The organism is Rhodococcus ruber (assembly GCF_027270735.1).
GTDB lineage: Bacteria > Actinomycetota > Actinomycetes > Mycobacteriales > Mycobacteriaceae > Rhodococcoides > Rhodococcoides rubrum_A.
On record NZ_JAPWIJ010000013.1, the window covers coordinates 58,208 to 84,433 of the forward strand.

Annotated in this window: 30 protein-coding genes; 12 read left to right on the top strand and 18 right to left on the bottom strand. The window is 64.1% G+C overall.

Translation table 11 applies throughout. The features are described from left to right. Positions 1–16: 16 nt before the first annotated feature. The 6 genes from O4220_RS24415 to O4220_RS24440 all read right to left on the bottom strand — a co-directional run bounded on the left by O4220_RS24415 (position 17) and on the right by O4220_RS24440 (position 5,548). Positions 17–502: a hypothetical protein gene (locus O4220_RS24415; RefSeq protein WP_269608138.1), complete on the bottom strand. Its 486-nt coding sequence runs from the start codon at positions 500–502 to the stop codon at positions 17–19. 1,004 nt (positions 503–1,506) lie between these two features. Next, complete coding sequence (locus tag O4220_RS24420) at positions 1,507–2,085, bottom strand: signal peptidase I (protein ID WP_269608139.1); 579 nt, start codon at positions 2,083–2,085, stop codon at positions 1,507–1,509. A 10-nt stretch (positions 2,086–2,095) separates the two neighbouring features. Beyond that, positions 2,096–2,731, bottom strand: a complete 636-nt coding sequence (locus O4220_RS24425) for a hypothetical protein (protein WP_269608140.1) — start codon at positions 2,729–2,731, stop codon at positions 2,096–2,098. 7 nt (positions 2,732–2,738) lie between these two features. Continuing rightward, positions 2,739–3,395, bottom strand: coding sequence for a SipW-dependent-type signal peptide-containing protein (locus tag O4220_RS24430; protein WP_269608141.1), 657 nt, complete (start codon positions 3,393–3,395; stop codon positions 2,739–2,741). A gap of 237 nt (positions 3,396–3,632) precedes the next feature. After that, the gene (locus tag O4220_RS24435; protein ID WP_269608142.1) at positions 3,633–4,070 is read right to left on the bottom strand and encodes an LGFP repeat-containing protein; all 438 of its coding nucleotides are present in this window, start codon (positions 4,068–4,070) and stop codon (positions 3,633–3,635) included. A 188-nt stretch (positions 4,071–4,258) separates the two neighbouring features. Continuing rightward, complete coding sequence (locus tag O4220_RS24440; protein WP_032401538.1) at positions 4,259–5,548, bottom strand: adenylosuccinate synthase; 1,290 nt, start codon at positions 5,546–5,548, stop codon at positions 4,259–4,261. A 201-nt stretch (positions 5,549–5,749) separates the two neighbouring features. Between O4220_RS24440 and O4220_RS24445 the strand changes: the two genes are divergently transcribed. From O4220_RS24445 to O4220_RS24455, 3 genes are all read left to right on the top strand, one after another. Next, positions 5,750–6,415: a hypothetical protein gene (locus tag O4220_RS24445; RefSeq protein WP_269608143.1), complete on the top strand. Its 666-nt coding sequence runs from the start codon at positions 5,750–5,752 to the stop codon at positions 6,413–6,415. 16 nt (positions 6,416–6,431) lie between these two features. Beyond that, positions 6,432–7,205: a site-2 protease family protein gene (locus O4220_RS24450; protein WP_269608144.1), complete on the top strand. Its 774-nt coding sequence runs from the start codon at positions 6,432–6,434 to the stop codon at positions 7,203–7,205. 129 nt (positions 7,206–7,334) lie between these two features. Continuing rightward, on the top strand, positions 7,335–7,802 hold the full coding sequence (locus O4220_RS24455) for a pyridoxamine 5'-phosphate oxidase family protein (RefSeq protein WP_269608145.1): 468 nt from the start codon (positions 7,335–7,337) through the stop codon (positions 7,800–7,802). On the opposite strand, the gene O4220_RS24460 is transcribed toward O4220_RS24455, so the two are convergent. The 3 genes from O4220_RS24460 to O4220_RS24470 all read right to left on the bottom strand — a co-directional run bounded on the left by O4220_RS24460 (position 7,792) and on the right by O4220_RS24470 (position 10,364). Next, positions 7,792–8,721, bottom strand: coding sequence for a cation diffusion facilitator family transporter (locus O4220_RS24460; protein WP_269608146.1), 930 nt, complete (start codon positions 8,719–8,721; stop codon positions 7,792–7,794). The genes O4220_RS24455 and O4220_RS24460 overlap by 11 nt on opposite strands. Positions 8,722–8,815: 94 nt before the next feature. Next, the gene (locus O4220_RS24465; RefSeq protein WP_269608147.1) at positions 8,816–9,910 is read right to left on the bottom strand and encodes an FUSC family protein; all 1,095 of its coding nucleotides are present in this window, start codon (positions 9,908–9,910) and stop codon (positions 8,816–8,818) included. A gap of 37 nt (positions 9,911–9,947) precedes the next feature. Beyond that, positions 9,948–10,364 (bottom strand): DUF3151 domain-containing protein, encoded by a 417-nt coding sequence (locus O4220_RS24470; protein ID WP_269608148.1) that lies wholly within the window; start codon positions 10,362–10,364, stop codon positions 9,948–9,950. 148 nt (positions 10,365–10,512) lie between these two features. Between O4220_RS24470 and O4220_RS24475 the strand changes: the two genes are divergently transcribed. After that, a complete protein-coding gene (locus O4220_RS24475; RefSeq protein ID WP_269608149.1) occupies positions 10,513–11,325 on the top strand; it encodes a hypothetical protein in 813 nt (270 codons plus the stop codon). A 98-nt stretch (positions 11,326–11,423) separates the two neighbouring features. Here the strand turns inward: O4220_RS24475 and fbaA are convergent, their stop codons facing one another. Then, complete coding sequence (gene fbaA / locus O4220_RS24480) at positions 11,424–12,464, bottom strand: class II fructose-bisphosphate aldolase (protein ID WP_037190456.1); 1,041 nt, start codon at positions 12,462–12,464, stop codon at positions 11,424–11,426. A gap of 151 nt (positions 12,465–12,615) precedes the next feature. Between fbaA and O4220_RS24485 the strand changes: the two genes are divergently transcribed. Continuing rightward, positions 12,616–13,356, top strand: a complete 741-nt coding sequence (locus O4220_RS24485) for a VTT domain-containing protein (RefSeq protein ID WP_371828239.1) — start codon at positions 12,616–12,618, stop codon at positions 13,354–13,356. A gap of 73 nt (positions 13,357–13,429) precedes the next feature. Further along, positions 13,430–14,095, top strand: a complete 666-nt coding sequence (locus O4220_RS24490) for a DedA family protein (RefSeq protein ID WP_269608191.1) — start codon at positions 13,430–13,432, stop codon at positions 14,093–14,095. A 3-nt stretch (positions 14,096–14,098) separates the two neighbouring features. On the opposite strand, the gene O4220_RS24495 is transcribed toward O4220_RS24490, so the two are convergent. From O4220_RS24495 to O4220_RS24510, 4 genes are all read right to left on the bottom strand, one after another. After that, positions 14,099–15,235, bottom strand: a complete 1,137-nt coding sequence (locus O4220_RS24495) for a glycoside hydrolase family 76 protein (RefSeq protein ID WP_269608151.1) — start codon at positions 15,233–15,235, stop codon at positions 14,099–14,101. 62 nt (positions 15,236–15,297) lie between these two features. Continuing rightward, positions 15,298–15,978 carry a TrmH family RNA methyltransferase gene (locus tag O4220_RS24500; protein WP_269608153.1) on the bottom strand — a complete coding sequence of 227 codons (681 nt, stop codon included), beginning with the start codon at positions 15,976–15,978 and terminating at the stop codon, positions 15,298–15,300. After that, positions 15,975–16,586 carry a DUF6636 domain-containing protein gene (locus tag O4220_RS24505; RefSeq protein WP_420030462.1) on the bottom strand — a complete coding sequence of 204 codons (612 nt, stop codon included), beginning with the start codon at positions 16,584–16,586 and terminating at the stop codon, positions 15,975–15,977. The genes O4220_RS24500 and O4220_RS24505 overlap by 4 nt, the downstream gene beginning before the upstream one ends. Before the next feature lie 137 nt (positions 16,587–16,723). Continuing rightward, a complete protein-coding gene (locus tag O4220_RS24510; RefSeq protein WP_269608154.1) occupies positions 16,724–17,512 on the bottom strand; it encodes an SDR family oxidoreductase in 789 nt (262 codons plus the stop codon). Between the two features lie 89 nt (positions 17,513–17,601). On the opposite strand from O4220_RS24510, the gene O4220_RS24515 reads away from it, so the two are divergent. Then, positions 17,602–18,054, top strand: coding sequence for a hypothetical protein (locus O4220_RS24515; protein ID WP_269608155.1), 453 nt, complete (start codon positions 17,602–17,604; stop codon positions 18,052–18,054). Here the strand turns inward: O4220_RS24515 and O4220_RS24520 are convergent. Then, on the bottom strand, positions 18,022–18,660 hold the full coding sequence (locus O4220_RS24520; protein ID WP_269608156.1) for a lysoplasmalogenase family protein: 639 nt from the start codon (positions 18,658–18,660) through the stop codon (positions 18,022–18,024). The genes O4220_RS24515 and O4220_RS24520 overlap by 33 nt on opposite strands. Before the next feature lie 131 nt (positions 18,661–18,791). On the opposite strand from O4220_RS24520, the gene O4220_RS24525 reads away from it, so the two are divergent. The 5 genes from O4220_RS24525 to O4220_RS24545 all read left to right on the top strand — a co-directional run bounded on the left by O4220_RS24525 (position 18,792) and on the right by O4220_RS24545 (position 23,878). Further along, the gene (locus tag O4220_RS24525) at positions 18,792–19,391 is read left to right on the top strand and encodes a hypothetical protein (protein ID WP_269608157.1); all 600 of its coding nucleotides are present in this window, start codon (positions 18,792–18,794) and stop codon (positions 19,389–19,391) included. A gap of 82 nt (positions 19,392–19,473) precedes the next feature. Then, positions 19,474–19,935 carry a MarR family winged helix-turn-helix transcriptional regulator gene (locus tag O4220_RS24530; protein WP_269608158.1) on the top strand — a complete coding sequence of 154 codons (462 nt, stop codon included), beginning with the start codon at positions 19,474–19,476 and terminating at the stop codon, positions 19,933–19,935. Continuing rightward, complete coding sequence (locus tag O4220_RS24535; protein ID WP_269608159.1) at positions 19,932–21,158, top strand: MFS transporter; 1,227 nt, start codon at positions 19,932–19,934, stop codon at positions 21,156–21,158. Before O4220_RS24530 ends, O4220_RS24535 begins: the two co-directional genes overlap by 4 nt. A gap of 274 nt (positions 21,159–21,432) precedes the next feature. Beyond that, positions 21,433–23,283 carry a hypothetical protein gene (locus tag O4220_RS24540; RefSeq protein WP_269608160.1) on the top strand — a complete coding sequence of 617 codons (1,851 nt, stop codon included), beginning with the start codon at positions 21,433–21,435 and terminating at the stop codon, positions 23,281–23,283. Continuing rightward, positions 23,270–23,878, top strand: coding sequence for a class F sortase (locus O4220_RS24545; RefSeq protein WP_269608161.1), 609 nt, complete (start codon positions 23,270–23,272; stop codon positions 23,876–23,878). The genes O4220_RS24540 and O4220_RS24545 overlap by 14 nt, the downstream gene beginning before the upstream one ends. Before the next feature lie 20 nt (positions 23,879–23,898). Here O4220_RS24545 and pyrE read toward each other — a convergent pair whose 3' ends face one another. The 3 genes from pyrE to O4220_RS24560 all read right to left on the bottom strand — a co-directional run bounded on the left by pyrE (position 23,899) and on the right by O4220_RS24560 (position 26,181). Beyond that, a complete protein-coding gene (pyrE, locus tag O4220_RS24550) occupies positions 23,899–24,447 on the bottom strand; it encodes an orotate phosphoribosyltransferase (protein ID WP_032401526.1) in 549 nt (182 codons plus the stop codon). A 105-nt stretch (positions 24,448–24,552) separates the two neighbouring features. Then, complete coding sequence (locus O4220_RS24555) at positions 24,553–25,131, bottom strand: LemA family protein (protein ID WP_269608162.1); 579 nt, start codon at positions 25,129–25,131, stop codon at positions 24,553–24,555. 57 nt (positions 25,132–25,188) lie between these two features. Continuing rightward, complete coding sequence (locus tag O4220_RS24560; protein ID WP_420030463.1) at positions 25,189–26,181, bottom strand: hypothetical protein; 993 nt, start codon at positions 26,179–26,181, stop codon at positions 25,189–25,191. Positions 26,182–26,226: the final 45 nt, after the last annotated feature.

The following is a 26,226-nucleotide window of genomic DNA, read 5'->3' on the forward strand; positions in this document are numbered from 1 at the left end:
CCCAGTTTCGGCAGCGCTACCGGCGCGTCGCTGCAACTACAGTTGTCGCCTGCCCCTCCGGAGTCAGCACCGGCACCCACACTCCGTCCACTGTCGACGTAGCAACGCCGGCTGATGTCAGCGCAGAGCCCATCGCACCGATAGAAGTCCCGTCGTCACAGGCCAATTCGACGGTCCCCGAGTAGTCCGCGTCCACGGGTGCGCGGCAGACGACACCGCCCTTCAGCGTCAGTGCTTCCACATTTCCGTCGGCCGGTCCCGTGAACACCGTCGGCAGGTCCGGTGGTTGGGTCGTCGTAGTCGGCGGGGTTGTAGTCGTTGTCGGCAGGGCTGTGGTCTGCGTCGGATTGTCTGTCGTCGCGGGAGGCGTTGTCTCTTCGACCTCGGGCACGACCGGAATTTCCGGCTCGTCGGACGCAGTTTCGGGCGCCGTCGTTTGTGGAGCCGTCGTGCCGGAAGCAGTGGTCTCAGGGGCCACTGGTTCGGCAATTTCGGCGGGCATGGGAGGTGCTTCGGAGGAGCTTGCCGGAAGAACAGAATCTGGCTGAGCCACTCCCCGCGCTAGGGGCTGCACCGTGGCAGCGGACGCCGGCACTGACCCTGGCCCACACTGAGCTGAAACCAGATCTACGTTGAACGTCAGCGGAAGAAGTCCTGAATTCAGCAGGCTAACCGTGCCCGTGAGGTTCAGTTTGGTGAAACCGGTCGACGAAGAAGGGGCAGAGGCCGAGCTTTCGAGACTGACGTTCGAATATCCCAACAACAGCCGGTCGCTATAACTCACGGGAGGTGTGGGCCCAACGTTCGCATTCGGAATCGCGATCGACCGCCCTCCCACGACAACGGAACCGTTGCCAGTTCCCGTCCCCGCTTTCGGCTGTGCAAACGTGTTGGTACCTGCGACGAGGTCACAGCTGACCGACGTGGTGAGCGCCTGCGTCGAACCATTGATGTTGACGATATTCGTGTTCACGAGGCCGACAAGCTCGACGAGACTCAGCACACTTCCGAGCAACAGCATGGATGTGACGCTTGCTGACGCACTGGCCGTGGGAGTTCCGGTGGTGCAGTATGTCGGAGTGCCGACGACCCCAACGACATAGGATCCACAAGCGCTTGCACCCACAGCCGACGTGTTAGAAGTTGCGCTCGACATGGCAAGCCGATTGACGCCGGCCACCGCCGACGACGCAAATGGCCCACTGCCAGTTACAGTTACGGTTCCCGGGTTCGTCGAGTCGCGCCCTACCCGAGCGCCATTCCACGGCAGGGGCGTCGGATTCGAGGGAAGTATCGACACTCCTCCCGCGCTATTGACGCGTGATGCGCTGCCGAGTCCGTACCCGCTGGTCGGCCACGTTCCCGACGTCACGGTTGCCGACGTGTGCTCTGGGTCCGTCCAGACCGCCTCGGTTTCCCCGATAATTCCGCGTGATTGGCCGAGTGATGCTGCAGCGAGCAACGCAATGCCCAGTATCAAGGCTGACCTACGCCTCGTGTTTTGCATCAGTGCCGCTCGATCTCGAGCTCATCGTCCGCGAAGGATTCCTCGTGCTCGTCGCCGTCTTTTCCCCGCGGCCAGAACACACCCACCACGAGAGCTGCCATGGCTAGCGTGATCCCGCCCAGGACATAAGGATTGGAGAAGTACACGATCACTCGTGCTAGGCCAGGCACCGACCACAGTACCTTTCGTACCTCGTCGACCTGGTACAGACCCTGGTCGGCGTATTCGTTGGCGTCGCCCTTGAGTTCGAGATACATTGCGCCGGAATCCGGTAGCGCGTTCGTGGTGACTACTCGGTGGGTGACCGGAAGTTCGCCAGGCCTGTCGACGGTCACCACGTCACCCACCTGCACCGAGTCCGCTGAGACTTTTTGCACGACGGCCAGTGATCCAGTCGGAATTGCCGGTGACATGGACCCGGTCTTGAACATGATGAGGGTGATGTTGAACGCGAAGGCACAGATGACCAGAGCTATGCAGACAACTCCGCCGACAGCCAAGATGTTCAAGAGCCAATCGCCGGCTCTCGACCACAGCGAACGCTTCGCTTCGGCGTTTCCGTGTCGCGCTTGTGTCATGGTGTCTTTCCTAGGAAGTGCCGACGAAAGCCCAGTCGGGGGTTGCAGTTTTTCCTTGCAGCGCTGAATTGGTCCAGTTGGCGGGAGTGGCAGGCAAGCTGATCTCGAAGCACACCGTGGTTGCTGCGCCTTCACTTGCCGTAGTGGCGGCAGCAAGTGTGAAGACGTTCGGGGCTGAGCCGGTCGTCAAACTCACTGCGCCGGCACTACCGACGACCCACGAGGGTGTACCGGTGAAAGCCGCACTGGTACAGGGTGACCCAGCTGTTTCAAGCTTGACCGCACGATATACAAGCGCACCTCCGAGCGCCGCATCGCCCGACAGTTGCGCACCGCCGAGCTGGATCTTCGCAGCGAGCGAACCCACGTCGGTCCGTAGCCGAATGGGCGCGTAGGAGACCACACCAGGAACCACTGCGCTCACGGTAGGGGTGAACGACAACTGATTGTTGGTGCCGGTGACCGGGTGCGAGCTCCACGTCACCCCATTGTCGACGCTGGACTGGATACCGAAACGCCCCGACTGGAAGTTGGCGAAGCCCAGTACGTTGTCGGTCCAGCTGGCGGCAACGAGAACAGCCCCGAAACCCAGGACTATTCCCCCTGCCGCCAGTGCTCGACGCTGCCTCGAACGAACAGTCGACACCGAAGAGCTACGCGGTCGATGTGCCGGCGAAGTCCCAGACGAGCTGGCCCGTGCTCTGGCCCGACACCGCGTTCGTCGTACCGGCCGGCAAGGTCACCACGAAGCACAGCTCAACAGGCGTTCCGGCAATAGCCGGTGCGCCACTGGGCAACACGATCGGAGCTGTTGTGCCGGTACCCAATGGCGAGTTGGGTGCCACGACCGTTGTCGAGCCCAGATTGCCTGCGACGCAGTCTGTTGCGGTGACGCCGGAGTAGACCGTGTAGCGAAGCGCGGTGGCAAACGTGGTCGTTGCCGGGGGAACGGGCGCAGGAATGGTAGGACCGGTCAATGTGATGCTCGCACCCAATGCTTGCCCGGGTTCGAGCCTCAAACCGACAGGCGCACGGACGACGTCTCCGGGGGTCATGTTGTCCTTGAGCGGAATCGCGAACTGCAGACCGCCGCCTGGGGAGACGTCGTACTCGTCCCAAACGGCGGCCCCCGTCGCGAAGTTTCCCTGCAGATTCCACGGTTCGTCGCCGGAGGCGAACTCGGCATTACCGAACACGTTGTCGGACCACGCAGCCAACGTCACCGCCGCCCCGATACCGAGGACGAGACCACCTGCGAGTAATGCGCGGACTTTACGCTTACGGTTGGAATTCTGAATGCTCTCGGACATGGCCCCGGCTCTTTTCTGAGGGTGTGGTGGTGAATGCCGTTTGCACTCACTGCACCAGATGTCGAAGCATAGGGCACGCGCGTTACACGTTTTCATAAAACGTAAAAGCAAGATTTTCGAAGGTCCTTCACGACGCTTATCTATTCGCCGACAAAGAAACCGAGACCTTTTGTATCGTGACCGCAACCGGGAACAAATAAAGCGAACTCGCTCTATTTGTACCGGAGGTTCGTGAGGTCACGCGAAAGCGGAACTGGTGTCCACCCCTGCTGTCAGGACGGCGGCTTGCGCACCGGGTCCGGGCGAAACCTCGTCTCGCTCAGGCCTACCGCCAATGACGAACGCCCCTGTCTCCGGAAGCCAACCCAACGCCCCCCGCTGAAACAGGTTGTAGCGGCCAAAGCCCGTCGGCGTCGGCCGTTCGTCGCTGATTGGATAGCCGAGAGTGCCATACGGCCCTCCGTGCGCCAGGTACCACTCGAGAATTGGACCGTGCACCTCGTGCGCTCCGCCCTCGGGAAGTGCGAACACCGTTGCATTCCGGTACTCGAGCATGCCGCCCCCGCCCGGGCCGAGCATGAACTCACCGACCTGCTCGCCGATCCAAGAATGTTCGTACGCAAAGCGATCGAATTGATAGGCAAACACTTCGAGACCGTTGTACGGAGCGGACATGAGCAGCGCCTCCCTTACTTACACAACGTCGAGTATCCCTCGATTCCTCGCTTTCGATACGGAAATTCGGGCACATCGGCCCAATTCGGATGTTGCAAACCGCGCGATCGAACCGGGCGGCATAAAAAAACAGCGCAAAAAAGCCCCGCACTCCGGAAAGTGCGGGGCTTTCGAGTCGATTGACCCGATTACCGCAGGATGTCCCGGCGAACGATGGTTTCGTCGCGTCCCGGTCCGACGCCGATGCACGACATGTACGCACCCGACAGTTCCTCGAGACGCAGGACGTAGTTCTGCGCGTTGATCGGCAGTTCCTCGAACGTGCGGGCACCGGAGATGTCTTCCCACCAACCGGGCATCTCTTCGTAGATCGGCTTCGCGTGATGGAAGCCGGTCTGTGTCATCGGCATTTCGTCGTGCCGCACACCGTCCACGTCGTAGGCGACACAGATCGGCACCGTGTCCAAGCTGGACAGCACGTCCAGCTTGGTCAGGAAGTAGTCGGTGATGCCGTTGACACGGGTGGCGTATCGCGCGATGACGGCATCGAACCAACCGGTGCGCCTGGCACGACCGGTGGTGACGCCCACCTCGCCGCCCTGCTTGGCCAAGTACTCGCCGTAGTTGTCGAACAGCTCCGTCGGGAACGGACCCGAGCCGACACGCGTCGTGTAGGCCTTGAGGATGCCGAGCACAGTCCCGATCTTGTTGGGGCCGATACCGGAGCCGACGGACGCGCCGCCCGCGGTCGGGTTCGAGGACGTGACGTAGGGATACGTGCCGTGATCGACGTCGAGCAGCGTGCCCTGCGAGCCCTCGAGCAGAATGGTTTCACCGCGCTCGAGGGCCAGGTTGAGCTGCAACCTGGTGTCGGTGATGCGATGCTTGAATCCCTCGGCCTGCTCGAGCACCTCGTCCACGACCTGCTGCGAATCCAGCGCACGCCGGTTGTAGATCTTCGAGAGCACCTGATTCTTGAATTCCAGTGCAGCCTCGACCTTTTGGGTCAGAATTTTCTCGTCGAGCACATCGGCCGCTCGGACTCCGACGCGGGCGATCTTGTCCTGGTAGCAGGGCCCGATTCCGCGTCCGGTGGTGCCGATCTTCTTGGCACCGAGGAAGCGCTCGGTCACCTTATCGATGGCCACGTGGTACGGCATGATGAGATGCGCATCTGCGCTGAGCAGCAGGTTCGACGTGTCGACGTCGCGCTTCTCGAGGCCGTCGAGCTCGGTCAGCAACACACCGGGATCGACGACGACGCCGTTGCCGATGACGTTCTTGACGCCCGGCGTGAGGATTCCCGACGGAATCAAGTGCAGAGCGAACTTGTCTCCATTGGGAAGAACCACGGTGTGGCCGGCGTTGTTGCCGCCCTGGTAACGAACCACCCACTGGAGGCGTTCGCCGAAAAGGTCGGTGGCTTTGCCTTTGCCCTCGTCGCCCCACTGGGCGCCGATCAGGACTATCGCCGGCATGTGCTCTCCTACGTTGCTTTCGTGCGAGGACGTGCTGCAGATTTGCTCGAACGAATGCAGCAGTCACCATTTGTCGCAGGCGCGACAGTGGCCGGGAGAACAGTCTAGCCGAGGCGGTGAGCTGGCCCGCATGCCGCTACGGTCGGCGACAAACGAGGGCACTATGGTTTGACGAGGATTCATCGCAGACCTAGGAGCGCCGTGACACCGTTCGTTCTGCAGTGCGGCAACCCGCTGCTGCCGATCACGCTGACCGACGTCCCACTGCGCAGCGCCGACGCAGTACCAACCGACGACGACTGCAGCGCGATCTTCTCCGACATCGAATCCGCTCCCGCACCCCGCATCATCGTCCTGGGCGACGATGCCTCCCTGGCCGCAGTGCTGACCCGGTTGATGCGTACCGACCGCCTGCACGTCGAAGTCGCGTTCGTACCGGAGACCGCGACCAACGCAGCTCACATCTACAAACTCGGCACCGGATCACGCGCCGCCAAGGTGGCGCTCACCGGGACGGCGTCGAGCACACCCCTGATTCGAGACGACGCAGGCAAGGCCGTCGTCGGTCGGGCGCTACTCGGCGGTGCCGCCGGCGCGGAACTCGAGGGCGAGGCCTATGTCGACGACACCCGCCTGTTCTCCGGCGTCGTACCCGGCGTCGAGGTGGCACCGACCCCCGAGCTGCCGGGCCTGCGCGCGCGAGTGATCGGCCGTCGACGTCTGCTGCCCCGCCGCTGGGTGAGCGGGCGCGCGATGCAACTCGGCTCTCCCGCAGCTCAACTACTGCGCGACGGCATCGCCGGCGACAGAACGGTGAAGAGATCCACGTTCTACCGCCACGATCAGGAGTGGTTGCTGGTTCGATGACCGTCCCACTGATCCGATGACCGTTCCGCTGCGACGCAGTCCCGTTCTGCCGAGCCCGGTGTTCGTTGCCGTTCTGGCTGTCGCAGGAGTGGGCGGCGCGCTCGCCTGGACGGCCGAGGACGTCACGTCGTTCACGGCGCGGCTCGGGGTGTTCGTTCTGGTCCTCGCCGGCTGGATCGCCTCGGTGTGCCTGCACGAGTTCGGCCACGCCTTCACCGCTTTTCGCGCCGGAGATCGCGAAGTCGAGCTCCGGGGCTACCTGACGCTCAACCCGCTGAAGTACACCCATCCGTTGCTCTCGATCGTCCTACCGGTGGTGTTCATCGCGATCGGCGGGATCGGACTACCGGGCGGTGCTGTGTACCTGCGCACCGGCCAGTTTCCTGCATCTACACAACGGCGCATCGCCCTCGCAGGTCCGTTCGCCAATGCCGTTGTCGCCGTGGCACTTCTGGTCGTCATCAGACTGTTCGGCACCGACGGCACGCACCCCGCATTCTGGTACGGGCTCAGCTTCCTGGCGTTCTTGCAGATCATGGCCACCATCCTCAACCTGATTCCGGTACCGGGACTCGACGGATACGCCGCGCTGGAGCCCTCGCTTTCGCACTCCACCCGAGCATCGCTGAACCAATTCAAGGGATACGGAATTCTCGTACTCGTTGCGCTGCTCTTCGTACCCGCCGTCAATGCCGCTTTCTTCGGAGCGATCTATACCCTGTTCGGGCTGTCCGGCGTTCCCGAGTTCTTCGCCGGCAACGGCAACTACCTGATGCGATTCTGGGCCTGACTCGTCGTTCGGTCGCAGTTGAGGGAAGCAGTGCACGGTATCGAGCGCGATCGACGGGATTCCGAAGGTTCGGACTGGTTGCGTGCAGTCTTTCCCAACAGTGTCGGTGCCGGATCGCATAATCGACTCATGACGACGTGGGACGAGTTCTCGACGGCAGCCCCGAACCTGGCATCGGCGGTACGGGCCAGATTCACCGCCCACAAGCACCATGTTCTTGCGACGCTACGAGTGGACGGCTCACCGCGCGTGAGCGGAACCGAGGTGGAGTTCGACGCCAGCGGTGTACTGCGCCTCGGATCGATGCTCGGTGCCGTCAAGTCGCGGGACCTGCAGCGCGACGGACGGTTCGCGCTGCACAGCAACCCTGGGCATCATTCGATGGAGGGCGGTGACGCGAAGATCGGCGGAGTTGCCGTCGAAATCACCGATCCCACTGTGCTGCAACCGATATTCGACGCCGCGCCGGGCGAACTGGTGCCGTACCACGTGTTCGATCTCGATATCAACGAGATTGTGCTGACGTCCCTGGTGGACGATCACATGCAGATCGACATCTGGCGTCCGGGCACCGAGGTTCGCACCATCACCAGGTGATCTCTTCCTTGCACGTTCGCCCGTGTGCGGCAGGTTCGACCTGCACTGTGGCGTGGTCGAGACCGTAGGTGGACAACAACGACTTGGCTCGATCGAGCACCATCGACGACGACCCCTCGCACTCGAGATGCACGGTGGCCACATCCATTCCGGTGGTGAGCGTCCACACGTGCAGGTCGTGCACTCCCGTCACTCCGGGAAGTGCGCTCAGGTCCCCGGTCAACGCGTCCACGTCGACGTCGGCCGGACTGGCCTGGGTGAGAATACGCAGCGCCGAGCCGGCCAGCTTGATCGCTCGCGGAATCACCCACAGGGAAATCAGCACACCCACAACGATGTCCACCCAGGTCCACTGGAACAGCAGCATCAGCACACCGCCGACGAGCACCCCGACACTGCCGACCGCGTCGGCCAGGACTTCCATGTATGCGCCGCGGACCGCGAGCGAATCCTTGGCGTCGCCGCGAATGAGCAGCATGACAACGATATTGGCCGCGAGACCGGCCGCCGCAGTAAGAATGAGCGGTAGGCCCGGGATTTCGGGAGCGTCACCGATCCGCGATATTGCCTCGTACATGATGAAGGCCGCAACACCCAGCAGCAGAACAGCATTGGCGATGGCGGTCAACACTTCGGCGCGGTGCCAGCCGAAAGTTCTTGCTGCGGCAGCGCTTCCCTTGCGTGCCAGCAGAAGTGCAATCAATCCCATGGACATACCGAGTACGTCGGTGAGCATGTGGCCGGCATCGGCGAGCAGTCCGAGCGAACCGATCGCCAGCGCAACGGTTGCCTCGACGACGAGGAACACCACCAGAATCGCCAGCGCCACGACCATCTTGCGAACGCGAGACTTGGGTGGACCCGCCCCTGCGGGCGAATGACCGCCCACACCGTGACTGTGTCCGTGACCGGCGCCCATGACTCCCCCTTGCGTACCTGTAGCTGCTTCCGGCAGTCACCATATGCGTACATACGCATATATGCAATGGTGTCGTGTGCCTACAGGCCCTGGTTCACACCTCCGGTGGAACGTGCGGATTCTTCACCGTCGGCGGCAGGGTCGCCAGTGCCGAAATGCGCTTGAGGCCCGCGACCTGCAACAGATCGACGATGATCGACCGCAATTGAGCAAGCACCACGGTCGCCGACAGGCCGGCATTCGAGATCAACTCGGGCTTGGCACCGGCGGCAACCGAACGCAGCACCCGAGCAGCCTCCGCCGCATCCGGCTTCTGTCCCGGATCGGCGAGAACCATCTGACGTAGGACTTCCACCGCATGCGCCAGCTTCTCGACCTCGTCGACGACACGTGGATCGAGAATCTCGTCGTCTCGCACCAGCGTCAGCGACCGCCGAGCGAGCACCCGAATGTTGCGGACGGCATTGTCGATGGGATCGGCCGTTGCCGCGAGCGCGGCCAAACGATTGCGGTGATTCCAGTACATCGGCGAGATCCGGGCAATTTCCCGGCCGCCCTTGAGATCGGTCCGCAGAGCGTCGATACCCGACTGCGTTGCGCGCGCCTTACGCAACGCCTCCTCGATCGGTTTGGGATCGTTCGCCACCAAACCGTCGGCCACCTTCTGCAACACACTGGCAGCCGTGGCCAGGACGTTCGCCGCATCCTTGCGCGCACGCCACACCGGATGCGTGGGAATCAACGCCACGATCGCGATGCCCACCAGACCGCCGACCAACGCGTCGACCATGCGGTTGGGGCCACCCATGTTGCCCGGCGGGATCAGGGTCGCCACCAGCACCGCGGACGATCCGGCCTGCATCGCGATGATGGGACCGCCGTCGAGGAACACCGCAGCCGACATCGCCAACACGACCACCAGCGCGATCTGCCAGGGCCCACTACCGATCAGCGAGATCAACAGATCGCCGACGCCGATACCGACCGTCACGCCGGCCACCAGCTCGGCCGATCGACGCAACCGCGCCCCGAGGGACACACCGAGCGACACGACGGCCGCGATGGGGGCGAAGAACGGTCGTTCGTGACCGACGAGATCCGTGGCGACGAACCATGCGACCCCGGCCGCCAACGCGCACTGCACGATGGGCAACAGCGACAACCGCAAGCGCTCGGTGCCCGCCTTCATCCGGGTCCGGCCACGCGAGCGGCTGGCGCGGGCTCGATCAGCCCAGGCCGAGCGCTTCTGCTGCCTTGGGGTCACAGTCTTCGAGGAGGTCGAGGCAACGGGCGTACTCGTCGTTCTCGTTGATGTCGCGGGCAGCTTTGGCGAGGACTGCGACGCATCGGAGGAATCCGCGGTTGGGCTCATGGCTGTACGGGACCGGCCCGAATCCCTTCCATCCATTACGACGCAACTGGTCCAGACCTCGGTGATATCCGGTACGTGCATAGGCGTATGCGGTAATTGTGGCACCCGACTCGAGGGAAGCCTCGGCGAGATACGCCCACGCAATGGACGCCGTCGGATGCGCAGCTGCGACGGTTTCGGGGGCCTCGTGGTTGAGCAGTGAGGATTCGGCCTCGTCGTCGCCGGGCAACAGTGTGGGTTGGGGTCCGAGCAGATCACCGAAAGAAGTCATGGCGCTCATTGTGCCCCTACGTCACCGAATCGTGTCCGAACACCCCCGCAACGCTCGCGTCCGGCCGCGGACCCGGTCGATAGGCTGCCAGCTGACGAAATTTCAGCCATACCGCTCTTGCAAGAATTCGGTGGACGAGGGAGAACGCATGCCGGACGAGAAGAAGAATGCACCCTCCGAGGCCGACGCCGCCACCGAGAAAATCGATCTGGGCAAGAAGAAGCGTGTCGACGAGTCCTCCGACACTCCGACCGAGAAGATCGCCACTGGTCCAACCGAGGTACCGGCAGCATCGGAAGCGAAGCCTGTCGCGAAGCCGACCGCGGCACCGCGTCGTATTCCGCCGCGAAACACCGCAGCTGGTTCCTCGAAAGCTGTTGCGGCAGTTGATAAATCTGTTTCGGCAGACAGGAAAGCGCCGGCAGCGGTGCCGCCACCGGTCGGGCCCCGCAAGATCGAGCCACAGCAGGTCGGTGCCAAGCAGGCAGTTCCTCAGCGCGTGGGAGCGCCGCCCGCGGAGCCGGAGAAGCCGAGCCACAAGAAGTGGTGGGCGGCGCTGGTGGCCGCGGTGGTGGTGATCGCAGCGGTTGCCGCTGGGGCGTATCTACTGATCGACCGCACCAGCGAGGACAACTCACCGGAGGCGCAGATCCGGTCGACGGTCGAATCGTTCACCAGCGCGTTGGCCGGCGGTGACCTGGCTACGCTTCGCAGCACCTCGTGTGGGGATCTGGCGACGTTCTACCGCGATATCCCGGACACCGAGTTCGCCGACGTCCACCGCGTCTCCGTAGAGCAGGGCAGCATTCCGACCGTCGACAGCATCGACGCCATTCAGGTCACCGACACCACGAACGCGATCGCTCAGGTGATCGCGCACACCGACGCCAACCCGAACGATCGGTCGCCGCGCACCTTCGACCTACGCCTGGAAGGCGATCAGTGGAAGGTGTGCAGCTGACGCTGCATGTGCACGGCGGAGCCTGCGGGTCGTTCCGCAGGCTCCACTCCTACCTCGTAGCAGGCTACGAGTTTCCGTGCACATGCGGGCTCGCCCGCTCAGCCTGCGGATACGCTGCGGCCGGCGGACTTGAGGTCGTTGCACGCCTCGACGACACGGGCCGTCATGCCGGCCTCGGCCTTCTTGAGGTAGCTGCGCGGGTCGTAGGCCTTCTTGTTGCCGACCTCGCCGTCCACCTTCAGCACACCGTCGTAGTTGGAGAAGAAGTGTCCGGCAATGGGACGGCTGAACGCGTACTGGGTGTCGGTGTCGACGTTCATCTTCACGACGCCGTACTCGAGAGCCTCTTCGATCTCGCTCTTCGCCGAGCCCGATCCGCCGTGGAAGACGAAATCGAACGGCTTGGAACCCGATGCCAGACCGAGCTTCTCCGTCGCGACCTTCTGGCCGTCGGCGAGCACGGAAGGCTTGAGCTTGACGTTGCCCGGCTTGTACACACCGTGCACGTTGCCGAAGGTCGCGGCCAGCAGGTACCGCGAGCCCGCGTCGCCTGCACCGAGCGCCTCGACGGTCTTGAGGAAGTCTTCGTTCGAGGTGTAGAGCTTGTCGTTGATCTCGGCCTCGACGCCATCTTCTTCGCCGCCGACCACACCGATCTCGACCTCGAGAATGATGTTGGCTGCCGCAGCGCGGGCGAGCAGATCCTTGGCGATCTCGAGGTTCTCGTCGATCGGGATGGCCGAGCCGTCCCACATGTGCGACTGGAACAGCGGGTTCTTACCTGCGTCGACGCGTTCCTGCGAGATCGCGATCAGCGGACGCACGTACGTGTCCAGCTTGTCCTTGGGGCAATGGTCGGTGTGCAGAGCGATGGTGACGTCGTACTTGGCGGCGATCACATGCGCGAACTCGGCGAGCGCAACGGCACCGACGACCATGTCCTTGATACCGAGCCCGGAGCCGAACTCGGCACCACCGGTCGAGAACTGGATGATGCCGTCGCTACCCGCGTCGGCGAATCCCTTGATGGCGGCGTTGATGGACTCGGAACCCACACAGTTGATTGCCGGAAAAGCGAACTTGTGTTCCTTCGCCCGGCCCAGCATCTCGGCGTAGACCTCGGGAGTTGCGATAGGCACGGCGTCATTCCTCCATTGAAAGTTCGATTGTGTCTTGTGCAGTATGGCAACTACCGGGCCCGCTGTCGTGCATACCCGCTGAGGGAAGCGTCGTTCGGATCATGGTCGCGCGTCACCAACTGTTCAGGAGTTACCAGTTTCGGCCGGTAGTGTGGGCGCGGTGAGTCTTCTAGCTGCCTCGGAATCGGTGACGACCAATCTGGCCCTGTTACCTGGATTCCTCGACCCGGTGAACCTGCTCAACTCTTTCGGACACTGGGTGCTCATCGGGCTTCTACTGGTGGTGTTCATCGAGTCGGGCCTGCTGTTCCCGCTGCTGCCCGGCGATTCCTTGCTCTTCACGGCCGGGTTGATCGCAGCGTCGAAGTCCACCGAGATCGAGCCGTTCGCTTCGATCTGGACGCTCGTCATCCTCATTCCGATCGCGGCGATTCTCGGCGATCAGGTCGGCTTCCTCATCGGCACCAAGGGCGGTGCCGCTCTCTTCAAGAGCAACGACGCTCGATTCTTCAAGAAGAAGTACATCGACGAATCGCATCTGTTCTTCGAGAAGCACGGTCCGATCACCATCATCCTCGCGCGCTTCGTTCCGATCGTGCGGACGTTCGCGCCGGTCGTCGCCGGTGCGTCGCACATGAAGTACTCGCTGTTCCTCACCTACAACGTCGTCGGCGGCATCCTCTGGGGCGCGGGCGTGACGGTGCTGGGGTACCTGCTCGGGCAGATCGCCTTCATCCGCGAGCACGTCGACATCATCTTCCTGATCATCGTGGCCGTCTCCGTCCTGCCCATCGTCATCGAGGTCGGCAAGCGAATGATCAAGGCCCGTAAGACTCCGCTCGGCGAGGCAACCGACGCGATCGAGGCCGACGCCCCGGACACCAAGTCCTGATAGAGATCTTCCGAAAGTGATCGAGCCTGTGCATTCGATTACCACCGCTCTGAGCGCAACGGCGCTGCAGGACGTGTCCACGCAAGCAGCCGGTAGCTTCGGTCCCCTACAGACGGCGGGCCCCCTCGTCGTCTGGGCCGTAGTGATGGCATTCGTGTTCATCGAGTGTGCGGTGATCATCGGCTTGTTCCTACCCGGCGATTCGATGCTGATCACGGCGGGAATCGTGATGGCGACCCACGCGTCGGGCACCGGGCACATCTGGGCGCTGTCGGTCGGTGCGATGGTTGCCGCCATTGCCGGCAACCAGGTGGGATACATGATCGGCCATCGAACAGGCTCGACCCTGGTGGCACGCAAGAACGGTAAATACCTCAACACCAAGAACCTGCACAAGGTCAATCTGTTGCTCGAGAAGCACGGATTCTGGGCGGTGCTCGTCGCGCGCTGGATCCCCTGGGTGCGCACCTTGTGCCCCATGGTGGCCGGGGCCGCCAAGATGGATCACCGCCGCTACACCATCGCCAGCACTCTGGGCGCGATCATCTGGGCACCGGTGCTGCTGCTGATCGGGTTCTACTTCGGTTCGTTCATCCAGAACATCCCGTGGCTGATGCCCGCCGTCCTCATCAGCATGATCGTGCTGCTGGTCGTCGGAACGGGTCTGGGCATCTGGCAATACCGCAAGGAAATGGCCCGACCCGAGGAAACCATCGAGGTCGACGAGGTCGTCGAGTAGGCCCTAAAAACCTGCTGCGCTGACGCGGTAAGCCGCTTCCATCAGCATCCAGCCGCCGAGTTGGACCGACAGATCTCGCTCGGGTACGTCGGACGGTCGCACAGTGCCTTCGGTGAAGGTAGCGATGTGCAGTCCCTGTCCCGGGAATCGCGCTTCGCGGGTCCAGTCGGCTCCGAACAGCGGGTTGTCTTCCACTTCGAGTCGGTTTTCCCACGCGGCCTCGGCCGAGTTCAGCACGATCGCTGCGGCGAGTTCGCGGGCACGATTGTCGGCGTCGGAGTCTCCGGGTAGCTCGACCGCAACCACGGCCAGGTAGCGCGCGAGAATGGAGTTGAACAGGCCGCCGTCTCCCCCGCCGCCGCCGGTGATCACGAGGTTGCGGGTCAGGTGGTTCTCTACCGCATCGACCAGCGTGTGGACCCGCTTCGCATGCCTGGGCTCGCCGAGTCGAACTGCGAGTTCGGTTTCGAGGCCGAGCGTGACTCCCTGGCAGTAGCTGTAGATCGCGCGTTCCACCTCGGCCTGTTTGCCAGCGCCGACAAGTGCGCGGGTCGAGTGCACTCCGTCGACGATCAAGCCGGTTCGAGGGTCCCGCAGGGTCCGGTTCATCCAGTCCGACATTTCCTGGGCACGCCACAGTCGTCCGGTTCGCGCGAGCATTATCGCGGCCGGACCGTTTGCCGGAGCGTTGTAGAAGTCGTCCTTCTTGCGCCACGGAATACCACCGCCCTCGGCCGGAGCCCAGGCGTCGAACAGTTCCATCTCGATCTGCTGGATGCCACCCCGGTTGCCGACGAAGTGCTGTCGCTGGGCACGTTCGAGTGCCAGCCCGAGCCAGGCCATATCGTCGTAGTAGTTGTTGGTCCATCTGCCGAGGTTGCGGGTGCGGTGCGCCCGGGTGACCTTGTTCAATCGCCGACGGCGCTTGGGGGTGAGTTCGCGATCGGCGGCGTCGACCGCGCAGTCGAGCAGATGGGCCTGCCACCAGTAGTGCCAACGCAGGAACAGCCGTTCACGGCGAACCGGTGGCCAGGCCACGACTCCGAGCGTCGTGCCCGGCAGCCCCCACAGCCGACGCATGTGCCGCGCGGCGACGGCACCCTCCGCAGCGTCCGCACGCTGCGACCACAACTCCTGCATACCGAAGATCCTGCCACTACCGTTGCTGATTCGTTACATCACGCTCCGGATCATTCGCGCTGTCACCATGCGGTGTCGAGGTCGGCATGCTGCCGAATCCACGCATGCATGGCAATCCCAGCGGCGACGCCTGCATTGATGCTGCGCGTGGATCCGAACTGAGCGATCGATACCGTCATCGACGCCGATTCGCGGGCACCGTCGGTGACGCCCGGTCCCTCTTGGCCGAACAGCAGCAGGCACTCTCGCGGCAGCTCGGCAGTCTCGATCGGCACCGATCCCGGGGTGTTGTCCACGGCGACGACCACCAGGCCCTGCTCGGCGGCGAACGCCATCAGAGCCTCCACCGAATCGTGGTGATGGAGATGCTGGTAACGATCGGTGACCATGGCACCGCGGCGGTTCCATCGACGTCGCCCGACGATATGCACAGCCTGTGCGGCGAAGGCATTCGCGGTGCGCACGACCGTGCCGATGTTGGCGTCGTTGGTGAAGTTCTCGATAGCGACGTGCAGCGAGTGTCGTCGCGTGTCGATGTCTTCGACGATGGCCTCGCGACGCCAGTAGCGGTAGGCGTCGACGACGTTGCGGCGGTCACCACCGGCGAGAAGCTCGGGATCGAACCGAGGATCGTCGGGTGGTGGTTCGGAGTGAGTATCGGCCCAGGGGCCGACGCCGTTGGGATTGTCTCCCCACTCGGTGGGCCCGATGTCCTCCGACCGAGAATTGCCGTCGTCGCTCAATAGACTTCGTTGCTGTCAGGTGCGATGCGGAATCCGTGGCCGGTTGCGTCGTCGACGCACGAAATGCCGTTCTCGGCGGATGTGCAGGTGAAGCCGGCCTCGGCGATGGTAGCGCCCACAGCCAACGGGGGATCGATCGTTTCGCCGCCCGAGGTGTACACCACCCCACCCGAGCACATGAATCCCGCGGGGCCCTCGTTGGTGACTCGAATTCCGTTGCCCCAGTTGATCATACAATCGTCAGGCCGTGGTGGAACCGGAGTGGTGGTGCCCTGACACCCGGCCTCGGTACGGCTCGCCAGCGGGACGATGCCGCACTGGAACAGACCGTCGGGAGAACTGAAGTAGTACGCACCGCCGATGGCGGCGTACGTCGTCTGCGGCTCGGCGGTTGGCGGCGGTTCTACCGGCGGCGGAGGAGGAGGTAGCGGAAGCTCGGTTGTCGTCGGCGGAGCGACGGTGGTGGTGGGCGCGGTTGTCGCCGTCGGCGCAGGTGTTGTGGTCGACGTCGGCGGTGGGGGCTGAGCGGCGGACTCACCGCTACAACCGGAGAGAACGAGAGCGGTGGCCGCCCCGATTCCGACCAGCCAACCTCGCACCGAACGAATTTTCCTGGACCTGCTCGAACCCAGCCTGCTCGAACCACACGTGCTCAGCATGTAGAAACCCCGACCCACCTTTCGACACCGATTGCTCGAAAGACCGACGATACCGGCGCGCCGCCGGCATCGTTCGGCGAGAAGTCCTAGGTGTGGCTCAGGCGCCGGTTGACCTCACGAGTGAGCCACGCGGGTGAGAAGCGTGACCCGAGCGAGAGCGCCTTGGAAGGCAGGCCGACCGGGAAATGCACCTTGTGCAACCGACGCTTCACCGGACGGGTCGCGTCGAAGATCGCGTCGGACACATCTTTCACGGTGAGCTTGATACCCAACGAACTCGTGGTGCCCGTCGAGACGCCCTTGGTCATCGCCGTCTGGACGAACAGCGGCCACATGGCCTTGACCGAGATGTCGTACTTGCTCCACTCGAGATCCAACGCCTCGGTGATGCCGCGCACCGCGAACTTGGATGCGCCGTAGGTCACCAGCTCGGGCTGGCCGTAGATGGCCGACGCGGAGCACAGGTTGACGACCTGCGCACCTGCAGTGTCCTTGAGGTAGGGGAAGGCCGCGAGGGTGCCGTAGATGACCCCGTTGACGTTGATGTCGATCTGACGACGGTGCACCGACAGCGGCATGTCCTCGAAGGCACCCGCGGCCAGAATTCCGGCGTTGTTGATCAGGATGTCGAGTCGACCGTCGCCCTCCCCGACGAACTCCTTCAACCGGGTTTCCCACTGGTCGGAGTTGGTTACATCCAAGATGCCGGTAACGACACGACCGCTGAGCGAGGCAGCTTCCTTGCCGAGCGACGCCAAGCCGGTCTCGTCGATGTCGTACGCACCGACGAGGTAGCCACTGGCTGCGAACTTGAGAGCAGTTGCGCGGCCGATACCTGCTGCTGCGCCTGAGATGAAGACAGTTGGTCGAGTCACATCGAACACCGTACATGTAACCCTACTTACCGGTAACCCCCTATCGTCGAATATCGAACCACCGCTGCAGGCGGCCCAGGAGGCTCGAAGTGAACAACGCGAGAATCGTGCGTGCCGTCGTCATCGTGACGATCGTGTACGCGGTCGTGCTGGCGGTCTGGATCGGCTGGCTGAACCCTCGAACACCGCCCGGAACGCTTCCGTACCAGCTCGCTGCCCTGGTCGCCGGATTCGGTGCGGCTCTCGGTCTGGCGATGATGATCGCCGGACGCCCGACGCGTGAGCAGAAGCAACTGATCGAGCACGGCGTCGAAGGGTGGGCGACGGTGGATGCCATTCGCCGGATCGACGACGCCACTGCCGAGCTGGACCTCGAATTCACCGTGCCGGGCTCGAGCAGCTACTTCGGCAAGATCGTCTACGACATCCCCGATTCCGACACCGCCCGGTTCGAGCCGGGCACCGTGATCGCGGTCCGTGTCGACCCGGCCCATCGCGAACGAGTGCTGCTATTGCCCCGACCGCAAAGCTTCGACGAGTAGGACCTGCGCCGCTACGTACGTCGCCAGGATGATCGCCTCCGCGCTCCGCCGCTGACGGTCCTCGGTCAGGAACAGCCGACGGAACACGATCAGCGCATCGGATGCAGTGAACAACACGCCGCCGATCACGAGCCGTCGATCGCCGCCGCGCGCCGGGGAAACAGCGGAGAGCGTCGACGTGGTTGCCAGCACAGCTCCGTACGCCGACAGGGTCGACGCCACCGCCGGCTGCCGTCCGGCCAGCAGCACCGCCGCGGCCGCCCATCCGGCGTACCTCGGAATCGCGTCGATCGGCGTCGGGCGTGCACCCCGACGAAGCAGCAGGTAGGTATAGCTTCCCTGCATCACGGCAAATGCACGCGCGCCCCATTCCAGAGCGGAATCGTCGTCGGGGTCGATCAACAGAACATCACCTGCCGTCGCCGCGGCGAGTCCGGCCAACAACACTCGGTCGCGAGCCGGATCGAGCCCGGTAGCCAGCGCAGGAACGATCAAGGGCTTGGCGATGCGCTGCAGCGGCGTCGAGCCGGTCCAGGCTCCGACCACCGTCGCGGCCCCGGCGATGAGAGCAGCAACGCGGGCACGCCGCACTCGGTCGACAGTCATCGCACTCCTTCCACCGAACCCATCACAACCGACATCACATGTGACGCTGACCCCTCCTGCTTGATACTCGCAGGTCGCGTAGTCATCGTGGAAAGGTCGGTCGGAATCATTTCGAAGTAGTGGGGACCATCATGCGCCGCAAACTCACCGGGCAGGCCCGCTCGGCACACAGCGACTTCTCGGGATACCCGAACCCGCTGCTCCGCGACTGTGACGTCCGCCAGGCCCGCATCAAGCACTGGGTCACCGCGCTGCTGATCGTCATGATTCCGGTGTCGCTGTGGATCGGTCTGAGCGCCCATGCCGATCAGCAACAGCGCATGAACGATCAAGCCAGCTCGATTCATCAGGTCACCGCGACCACGACGGCCACGGCGGAGACGACCTCCGTCGCATCGACCGAGTTCGGCTCGTCCGGTGCGGCAGCTGCCACTGCCGTCGATTCGCGGTGGGTATACCGGGGCGTCGAGCACACCGGGCGCGTCAGCGTCGACACCGGTTCTCCGTCCGGCACCACCACCCCGATTTGGGTCGACAACAGCGGCAACCTGACCTTGCGGCCACTGACGTCATCGGACGTCGTCGCAGCGGCCGTATTCAACGCGATCGGTAGCTGGGTGCTGGCCGCGGTACTTCTCATCGGCCTGTACCACCTGATGTGCTTCCGATACGACGGTCGACGTAATGCGGAGTGGGATCGCGACATCGCCGATCTCCTGAGCCGACACTGAACTCACCCCGGGCTCCCTGGGTCTCCCCGGGGGGGTCAGGCCCACGTTGCGATAGATAGTTAGTGTATGCAACAATAAATCCGTGAGCCATTCCGACGAAGACATCCGGGACCTCCTCTCGCAGCTGGTCACCAGTTCGTCGCGCTTCGTCCGATTGGCCGCCCGGTTCGGCAGCGACGAATGGCCGCGGGCATGGATGCGAGCCCTGTCGCTGCTGGAGGAGTATCAGCCACTGCGCATCAGCACCTTCGCCGAGCTGGACAGATGCTCCCAACCATCGGCGACCGCATTGCTCGCCAAGCTGAGCAACGCCGAACTCGTCACCAGGCGATCCGACCCCGACGACTCGCGCGCCGTGCTCGTCGAGATGACCGAGGCCGGCCACCGCTGGCTTGCCGACGGTCGACGCCACCTCGTAGACGGACTGGTCCCGTACCTGTCCGACCTCGACCCAGAACAGATCCAGAAACTGACCGACGGCTTGGGCGAGCTTCGCAGCATCCTCGAGCCCGTCGATCACGGAATGAGAGGAACTCTTTCGTGACCACCAGCACCTCATCCGACAGCCTCCTGAAGCAACCGCGCGCAGTATGGGCTGTTGCCTTCGCCAGCGTCATCGCGTTCATGGGCATCGGCCTCGTGGACCCCATCCTCAAGCCCATCGGTGAGCAACTCGATGCCTCGCCGTCCCAGGTGTCGCTGCTGTTCACCAGCTACATGCTCGTCACCGGCGTCGCGATGCTGATCACCGGAGTGGTGTCCAGCCGCTTCGGCCCGAAGCGCACATTGCTGGTTGGCCTGGCGATAATCGTCGTCTTCGCCGCTCTGGCCGGCACGTCCGGATCGGTCGGCGAGATCATCGGTTTCCGGGCAGGCTGGGGACTGGGCAACGCGCTGTTCATTGCCACCGCGCTGTCGACCATCGTCGGCGCGGCGTCCGGCGGCGTTGCTCGCGCGATCATCCTCTACGAGGCTGCGCTGGGTATCGGCATCGCGACCGGCCCCCTCGTCGGCGGCGTACTGGGCGGATTCAGCTGGCGTGGGCCGTTCTTCGGCGTCGCGGCACTGATGGCCGTCGCGTTCATCCTGCTCGTCGTGATGCTCCCGGACACCCCCAAGCCCGCCCACACCACGTCGATTCTCGATCCGTTTCGGGCACTGCGGCACCGCGGCCTGCTGACCGTCGGCATCACGGCACTGCTCTACAACTACGGCTTCTTCACCCTGCTCGCATACACGCCGTTTCCGCTGGACATGGGTACCTACTCGATCGGTTTCATCTTTTTCGGCTGGGGCCTGTGCCTGGCCGTGGCGTCGGTGTTCGTCGCGCCGAAACTACAGCGGGCATTCGGAACGCTGAACATGATGATGCTCGCGCTACTGCTGTTCGCCGTCGATCTGGGCGTCATGGCGATGTTCACCGAGAACAAGACCGTGCTGATCGTGGGAACCGTCGTGGCCGGGTTGTTCCTCGGCGTCAACAACACCCTGATCACCGAGACCGTCATGATCTCGGCCCCGGTGGAGCGTTCGACGGCGTCGGCGGCGTACAGCTTCGTACGCTTCACCGGCGGAGCAGCGGCACCCTACCTGGCAGGCAAGCTGGGCGAGTCGAACATGCACGTTCCATTCTGGGTGGGTGCCGCGTGCACTGCGCTGGCGATCGTCGTTCTTGCCACCGGCCGGAAGGTGCTCGCCCACGTCGACGACCACGAACCTGCACCGCACAGCATCGACGAGGCCCGGGCAGTGACGGTCGGCGACTGAATTACGTTCATCCGAAAGCCTTTTCGCGACGGTCGAGATCTTGCATCTCGGCCGTCGCGTCGTATCTGTGGCCCCAATCGTCACACTGACCTCATCCGTAACACTTTCATAACCAAACCACTGGTAAAGCGCTTTTTCGTAGGCTGGACCGGACGGTTGGTTTACGGTTCCCCCATCACGGTTGTTCGTGTGACTCACCAACAACACTCGTTCCGCGTGGGAGGACGGGTGCGCGCAGCACGATGCTGCCACTGACCGAAGGGCCACAATCTCCATGTCGCAGAAGTCGATCGCCAGGTCCAAGAAGGCGCGCCTCGCCGCTGCCGGGGCCGCCATGGCACTGTCCCTCTCCATCGTTGCACCGGGAATTGCCAGTGCACAGGAGCCGACGACCCCCGAAAGCTCCGCCGTCGAGCAGCCGGCCACCGAGGGCGGCACCGAATCCGGAGCCCCCGCCGCCGGAGAGGGCGCAGGCGTGGACGGATCGGGCACAGCCTCCGTCGACGGGCAGCTCCAAGCCCCCGCCCCCGCTGTCACCCCCGAGGATGCAGCCGCGGCAGCCGCAGCCGCAGCCGCAGCTGTCCCACCCCCCGCGGCCCCCTCCGACATCCGTCCGCTCCCACAGATCGTGCCCGGCATCGTCATGAACGACGACGGCACCGCGACGGTCAGTCTCGATATCATCCCGCAGCTCTCGGACGCCGAGAAGAAGGCCATCGCCGACGCCGAGGCGGCAAGCAAGGTAGCCGCCGAAGCATCGGCCGCAGCCCAGGTACGTCTCGACAAGGCCAATGCCGACAACACCGCAGCGAGCACCGACGCCACCAAGGCCGAGGTTGCTGCCGCCGAGGCCGATGTCAAGGCAAAGGCCGCCGTGACCGCTGCCGCTGCCGCGAAAGTCCAGAGCCAGGCTGCCAGTGCGGCAGTCACCGCAGCCAAGAACACTGCTGCCGAACTGCAGACCAAGGCAAACGAGACCAAAGCGGCCGCGGACAGCGCAGCCACCGCGGCAGCGACCGCCGAAGCCACGGCCAAAGATTTGGAAGCCAAGGCCGCAGCGGGCGACCCCGAAGCTGCGGCGGCAGCGGCTGAAGCCCGCATCGATGCCGATGCAAAGGCCCAGCTTGCCGCCGAAGCCAAGGTCGAGGCCGATGCGTCGACCAAGGCGCTCGAAGCCTCGGTCCAGGCCGTTCAGGATTCGTTCAAGAATTTCAACCTCGCCAAGGTGACGGCAGCGGTGCAGGCTGCAGCCGCTACGGCGGCGAAGTCGCTGGCTCTGCACATCGAGGCCCAGAGCGCCGCTGCAGTGGCCGCAATGGCCGAGCAGAACGCGGTGAATCTGAAGGCCGCGGCCGATGCGGCTGCGGGTGAAGACACCGAGGCAGGCAAGGCAGCGGCAGATGCTCGCGACAAGGCCGATGCGGCGAAGGTCGATTCGGACGCGAAGGCCGCGGCGGCAGCAGCTGCTCAGGCAGCACTCGACGAAGCGCCGTCCGGTGCCGACATCGCAGCGTTGCAGGCCGAGGCAGACAGGGCCGCGCAGGCAGTGCTGGACGCTGAGGCCGCCGTGACAACTACGGCGGCCGAGGCACAGCTCAAGGCCGACGCGGCAGCCAGTGCGAAGGCCAAGGCCACCGATGCCGCGGCACAGCTGAAGGTCGCTCAGGACGCAGCAGCAACGGCCAAGGCCAACTCCGATGCCAAGGCCAAGGTCGAGGCCGATCTCAAGGCCGAGGCAGCCGAATTGGCTGCCAGCGGACCCAAGTTCAGCTGGACCATCAACCTCGGCAACACCGTCCGCGAGGACGTTCCGGTGACCGAGGTCGACGAGAACACCGTCGTCGTCGACAAGACCGGTGTCTCTCTGGTCGGCGTCAAGAACGAGGACGGATCGTTCACCGTCGCGGATTACTTCACCACCGATGAGAACGGTGTCGTCACCGTCGCCGGCGATCTGCCGCCGGTCGATCTCGCACTCGGCGATTCCTCGAACGAGGCGTCGGGCGGATCGGACAGCTCGTCCAACACCCCGGTGATTCTGGCCGGAGTGGGCGTGGTCGTAGTAGCGGCAGCGGGTGGAGCGTTCTACCTGCGTCGCCGCAACTCTTCCGATGCCACCTCGTAGTACCCGCTGGCTGTGGACGGCGATCCTGACCCTCGTTCTACTCGTATCAGGTTGTGCGAGTGACGAAGTCGGGGTCGCCGCGCCCGATCGCTCGCCGGTGCAGTCACAGATTTCGGTGGCTGCGCCGGCGGGCGACATCGCTCCTGCCCAGCCGGAGTACATCCAGCTTCGATCTTCGGACGGCACCACCTATCTGAGCAGCCCCATCCATCCCGATCCGCTCTACCGCGGCGGCGAGAGCGGCCAGGTACTGAACCCGGTGGACGAACTGCCGGCCTGGTGGGCCGAGAGCGGCATGCCGGGAACCTCGACCGAACAAACGGTAGTTGTTGCCGGACATAACTATTCGAAACGGGACGCCCCGTTCAAGGCCTTGCGAGTGGTGACCCCTGGCGACACGGTCGTGCTGCGTACGGCAAGCGGCACTCTGGAGTACGCCGTCGAATCGGTCGGTCCCCTACCGAAGGGATCTCTGTTGGCCGACAACGAACTCAGGCGTTCGGTGCCAGGACGATTGATTCTGGCCAACTGCGACGTCCAGGGCGGCGAACCCACCGACGACAACTTCGTGGTCGTCGCGCAATTGGTTCGCTAGCAGGCCGATTGGGGCCGGGGCTACAGGCCGAGGTCTGCCAAGCCGAGCAGGGATCGATATTCGAGCCCCTCTGCAGCAATGACCTCGTCCGCCCCGGTCGCCCGGTCCACCACCGTGGCCACCCCGACGACCGTCGCGCCTGCGTCCCGCAGAGCTTTGACGGCGGTGAGCGGCGAATTACCGGTCGTCGTCGTATCTTCCACCACCAGAACACGTTTGCCGACGATGTCCGGTCCCTCGATCTGACGTTGCATGCCGTGCGCCTTCGCAGCCTTGCGCACCACGAACGCGTCGATCGGACGACCCTGGGCATGCATGATCGACATCGCTACCGGGTCCGCGCCCATGGTCAGCCCACCGACGGACACGAAATCCCAATCGGAGACCAAGTCACGCATCAGCGAGCCGATCAGCGCGCCCGCCCGATGATGCAGCGTCGCCCGACGCAGATCCACGTAGTAATCGGCTTCCTTGCCGGAGGACAACGTGACCTTCCCATGCACGACGGCAAGCTCTTTCACCAGATCGGCCAGTTCTTGCCGGTCCGAATTCGCGGCACTCTCGGCCATGTCGGGATTCCTCTCGTCGCACCAGGGATGTTCGAAGGTCGCTACGAACTTACCCACAACGAACTGGGTCGTTCCTGGCGGCTCGCCACTCCCGCTGCTCCACCCCTACGCAGCGACCTGGGCCGACAATTGCTCGTCGAGCACGTCCCTCGTCTCCACGAACGGTTCGGGTGCGGTCATCGAACGAGACTTGGCAACGATGGACGACGGGAAGGCACCGATCGCCTGCGACAGTCGGTAGGCGGTGTCGTTGTACACCCGCACCGCGCCCGCAATTCGACGTTCGGTCACGGCCAGCTCCCCGGCCGGTCCTTGAAACGCCCAGTTGCCCAACACGTTCCGACCTGTGTCGGCCTCGGCGAGAACCGCATGAAATGCGGCGGACAGCGCATTCTCGGCTGCAGCCTGTGCCGACAGCCCCAGGCCGCGGTCGCGCACGGCCCTGGACCACGAGCGGGCTCCGCCGAGCTGGCGCACTGCATCGGCCGACATCCCCGAAGCCTCTGCGGCCTCGAGGAACGGCACCAGCTGCTGGTGTCGCCGCTCGAGCTCCACGTCGACCAGCCGCAGGCTCTGCTCGGTCTGCTCGCTGTACCTACCCAGCCGACGCACCGTGCTCGCGACGTAACCGACCAGCAACAGGACTACGACAACCACGATGGTCACAACCACGAAAACCGTCACGAGGTACGAATTTAGCCGCGTCTGCACTCCCGAGCCCGTAAACACGCCCGAAAGAAATCAGGGCTGATTGCGCCGGCGCTCCGCATCGAAGGGAATCGGGCGCGACGTAGGCGGACGCGGTACCGATCGCGACGGATTTGCCGGACGTACGGCCTGCGGGCCTGCCGCATCGGGCCTGGGTGGACCCGGCCTGCGACCCGGTTCCTGAGGACGAGACTCGTGGTCCCGGGGTTCCTGAAGACGGGGTTCCTGAGGACGGGGTTCTCGAGGTCGCACTGTCTGGGGGCGAGCTACCTGAGGTCGAACCTGCGACTCGGGTGTCCGCGCACCGGCCTGCTGCGGCTGCGCGCCGCGATCCTGCTGGGCACGATCCTCCTGAACCAGAGGACGGCCCGGATTGCCCCGATCACGGCCGGGCTCGCCTGCCCGCGCACCGTAGACCGCGCTGCCGCGCACGGGTGGCAACACGTGCAGCATGCCCGACAGTCGTGCAACTGCGTCGATGGCCGCGTCCCAATCGCGGCCCGAACTTCCGAGCGGCAGCGATCCGAGCGTCCAGTCCTTCTCGCTCCAGAGCAGCTGAAGATTTGCGGGAACGGATTCGGCGAAGGCCGCCATTCGCTGGTCGCACACCCGACGAGCGATATCGACGTCGGTGGCGAACACCACGCGCGGGCCGATGGATCCGAGCAGTTCCATGTCTTCGTCGCGCGGCGGTGGCGTCGAGCGGGGCCGTAGGTCTATGTCGACATCGGAACCGACCGAGCGCTGCACGGCCACGATGGTGCCCGTTTCTTCGACGTCGAAGAGAACGAACTCCTCACCCCGTCTGACGCCGGTCACTACGCCGAGAGCGACGTCGAATTCGGGCTTGGACAGGGCCGCGCGGGAGAACCGGGTGACCAGTTCGTCATCGTGCGGTCGATACTCGTACCCCTGCGCCTTGGCCCACATCTGCCGCAGCCGCCCGGACTGATCTCGCTTGGACCTGTCGATGTAGAGCAGGGCCACTGCACCTATCAGTGCAATCGCCGCCAGGCCGAACCACATTGCCGTCATCGCGAACCACCTTAATCGACATCCACGCCACCACCG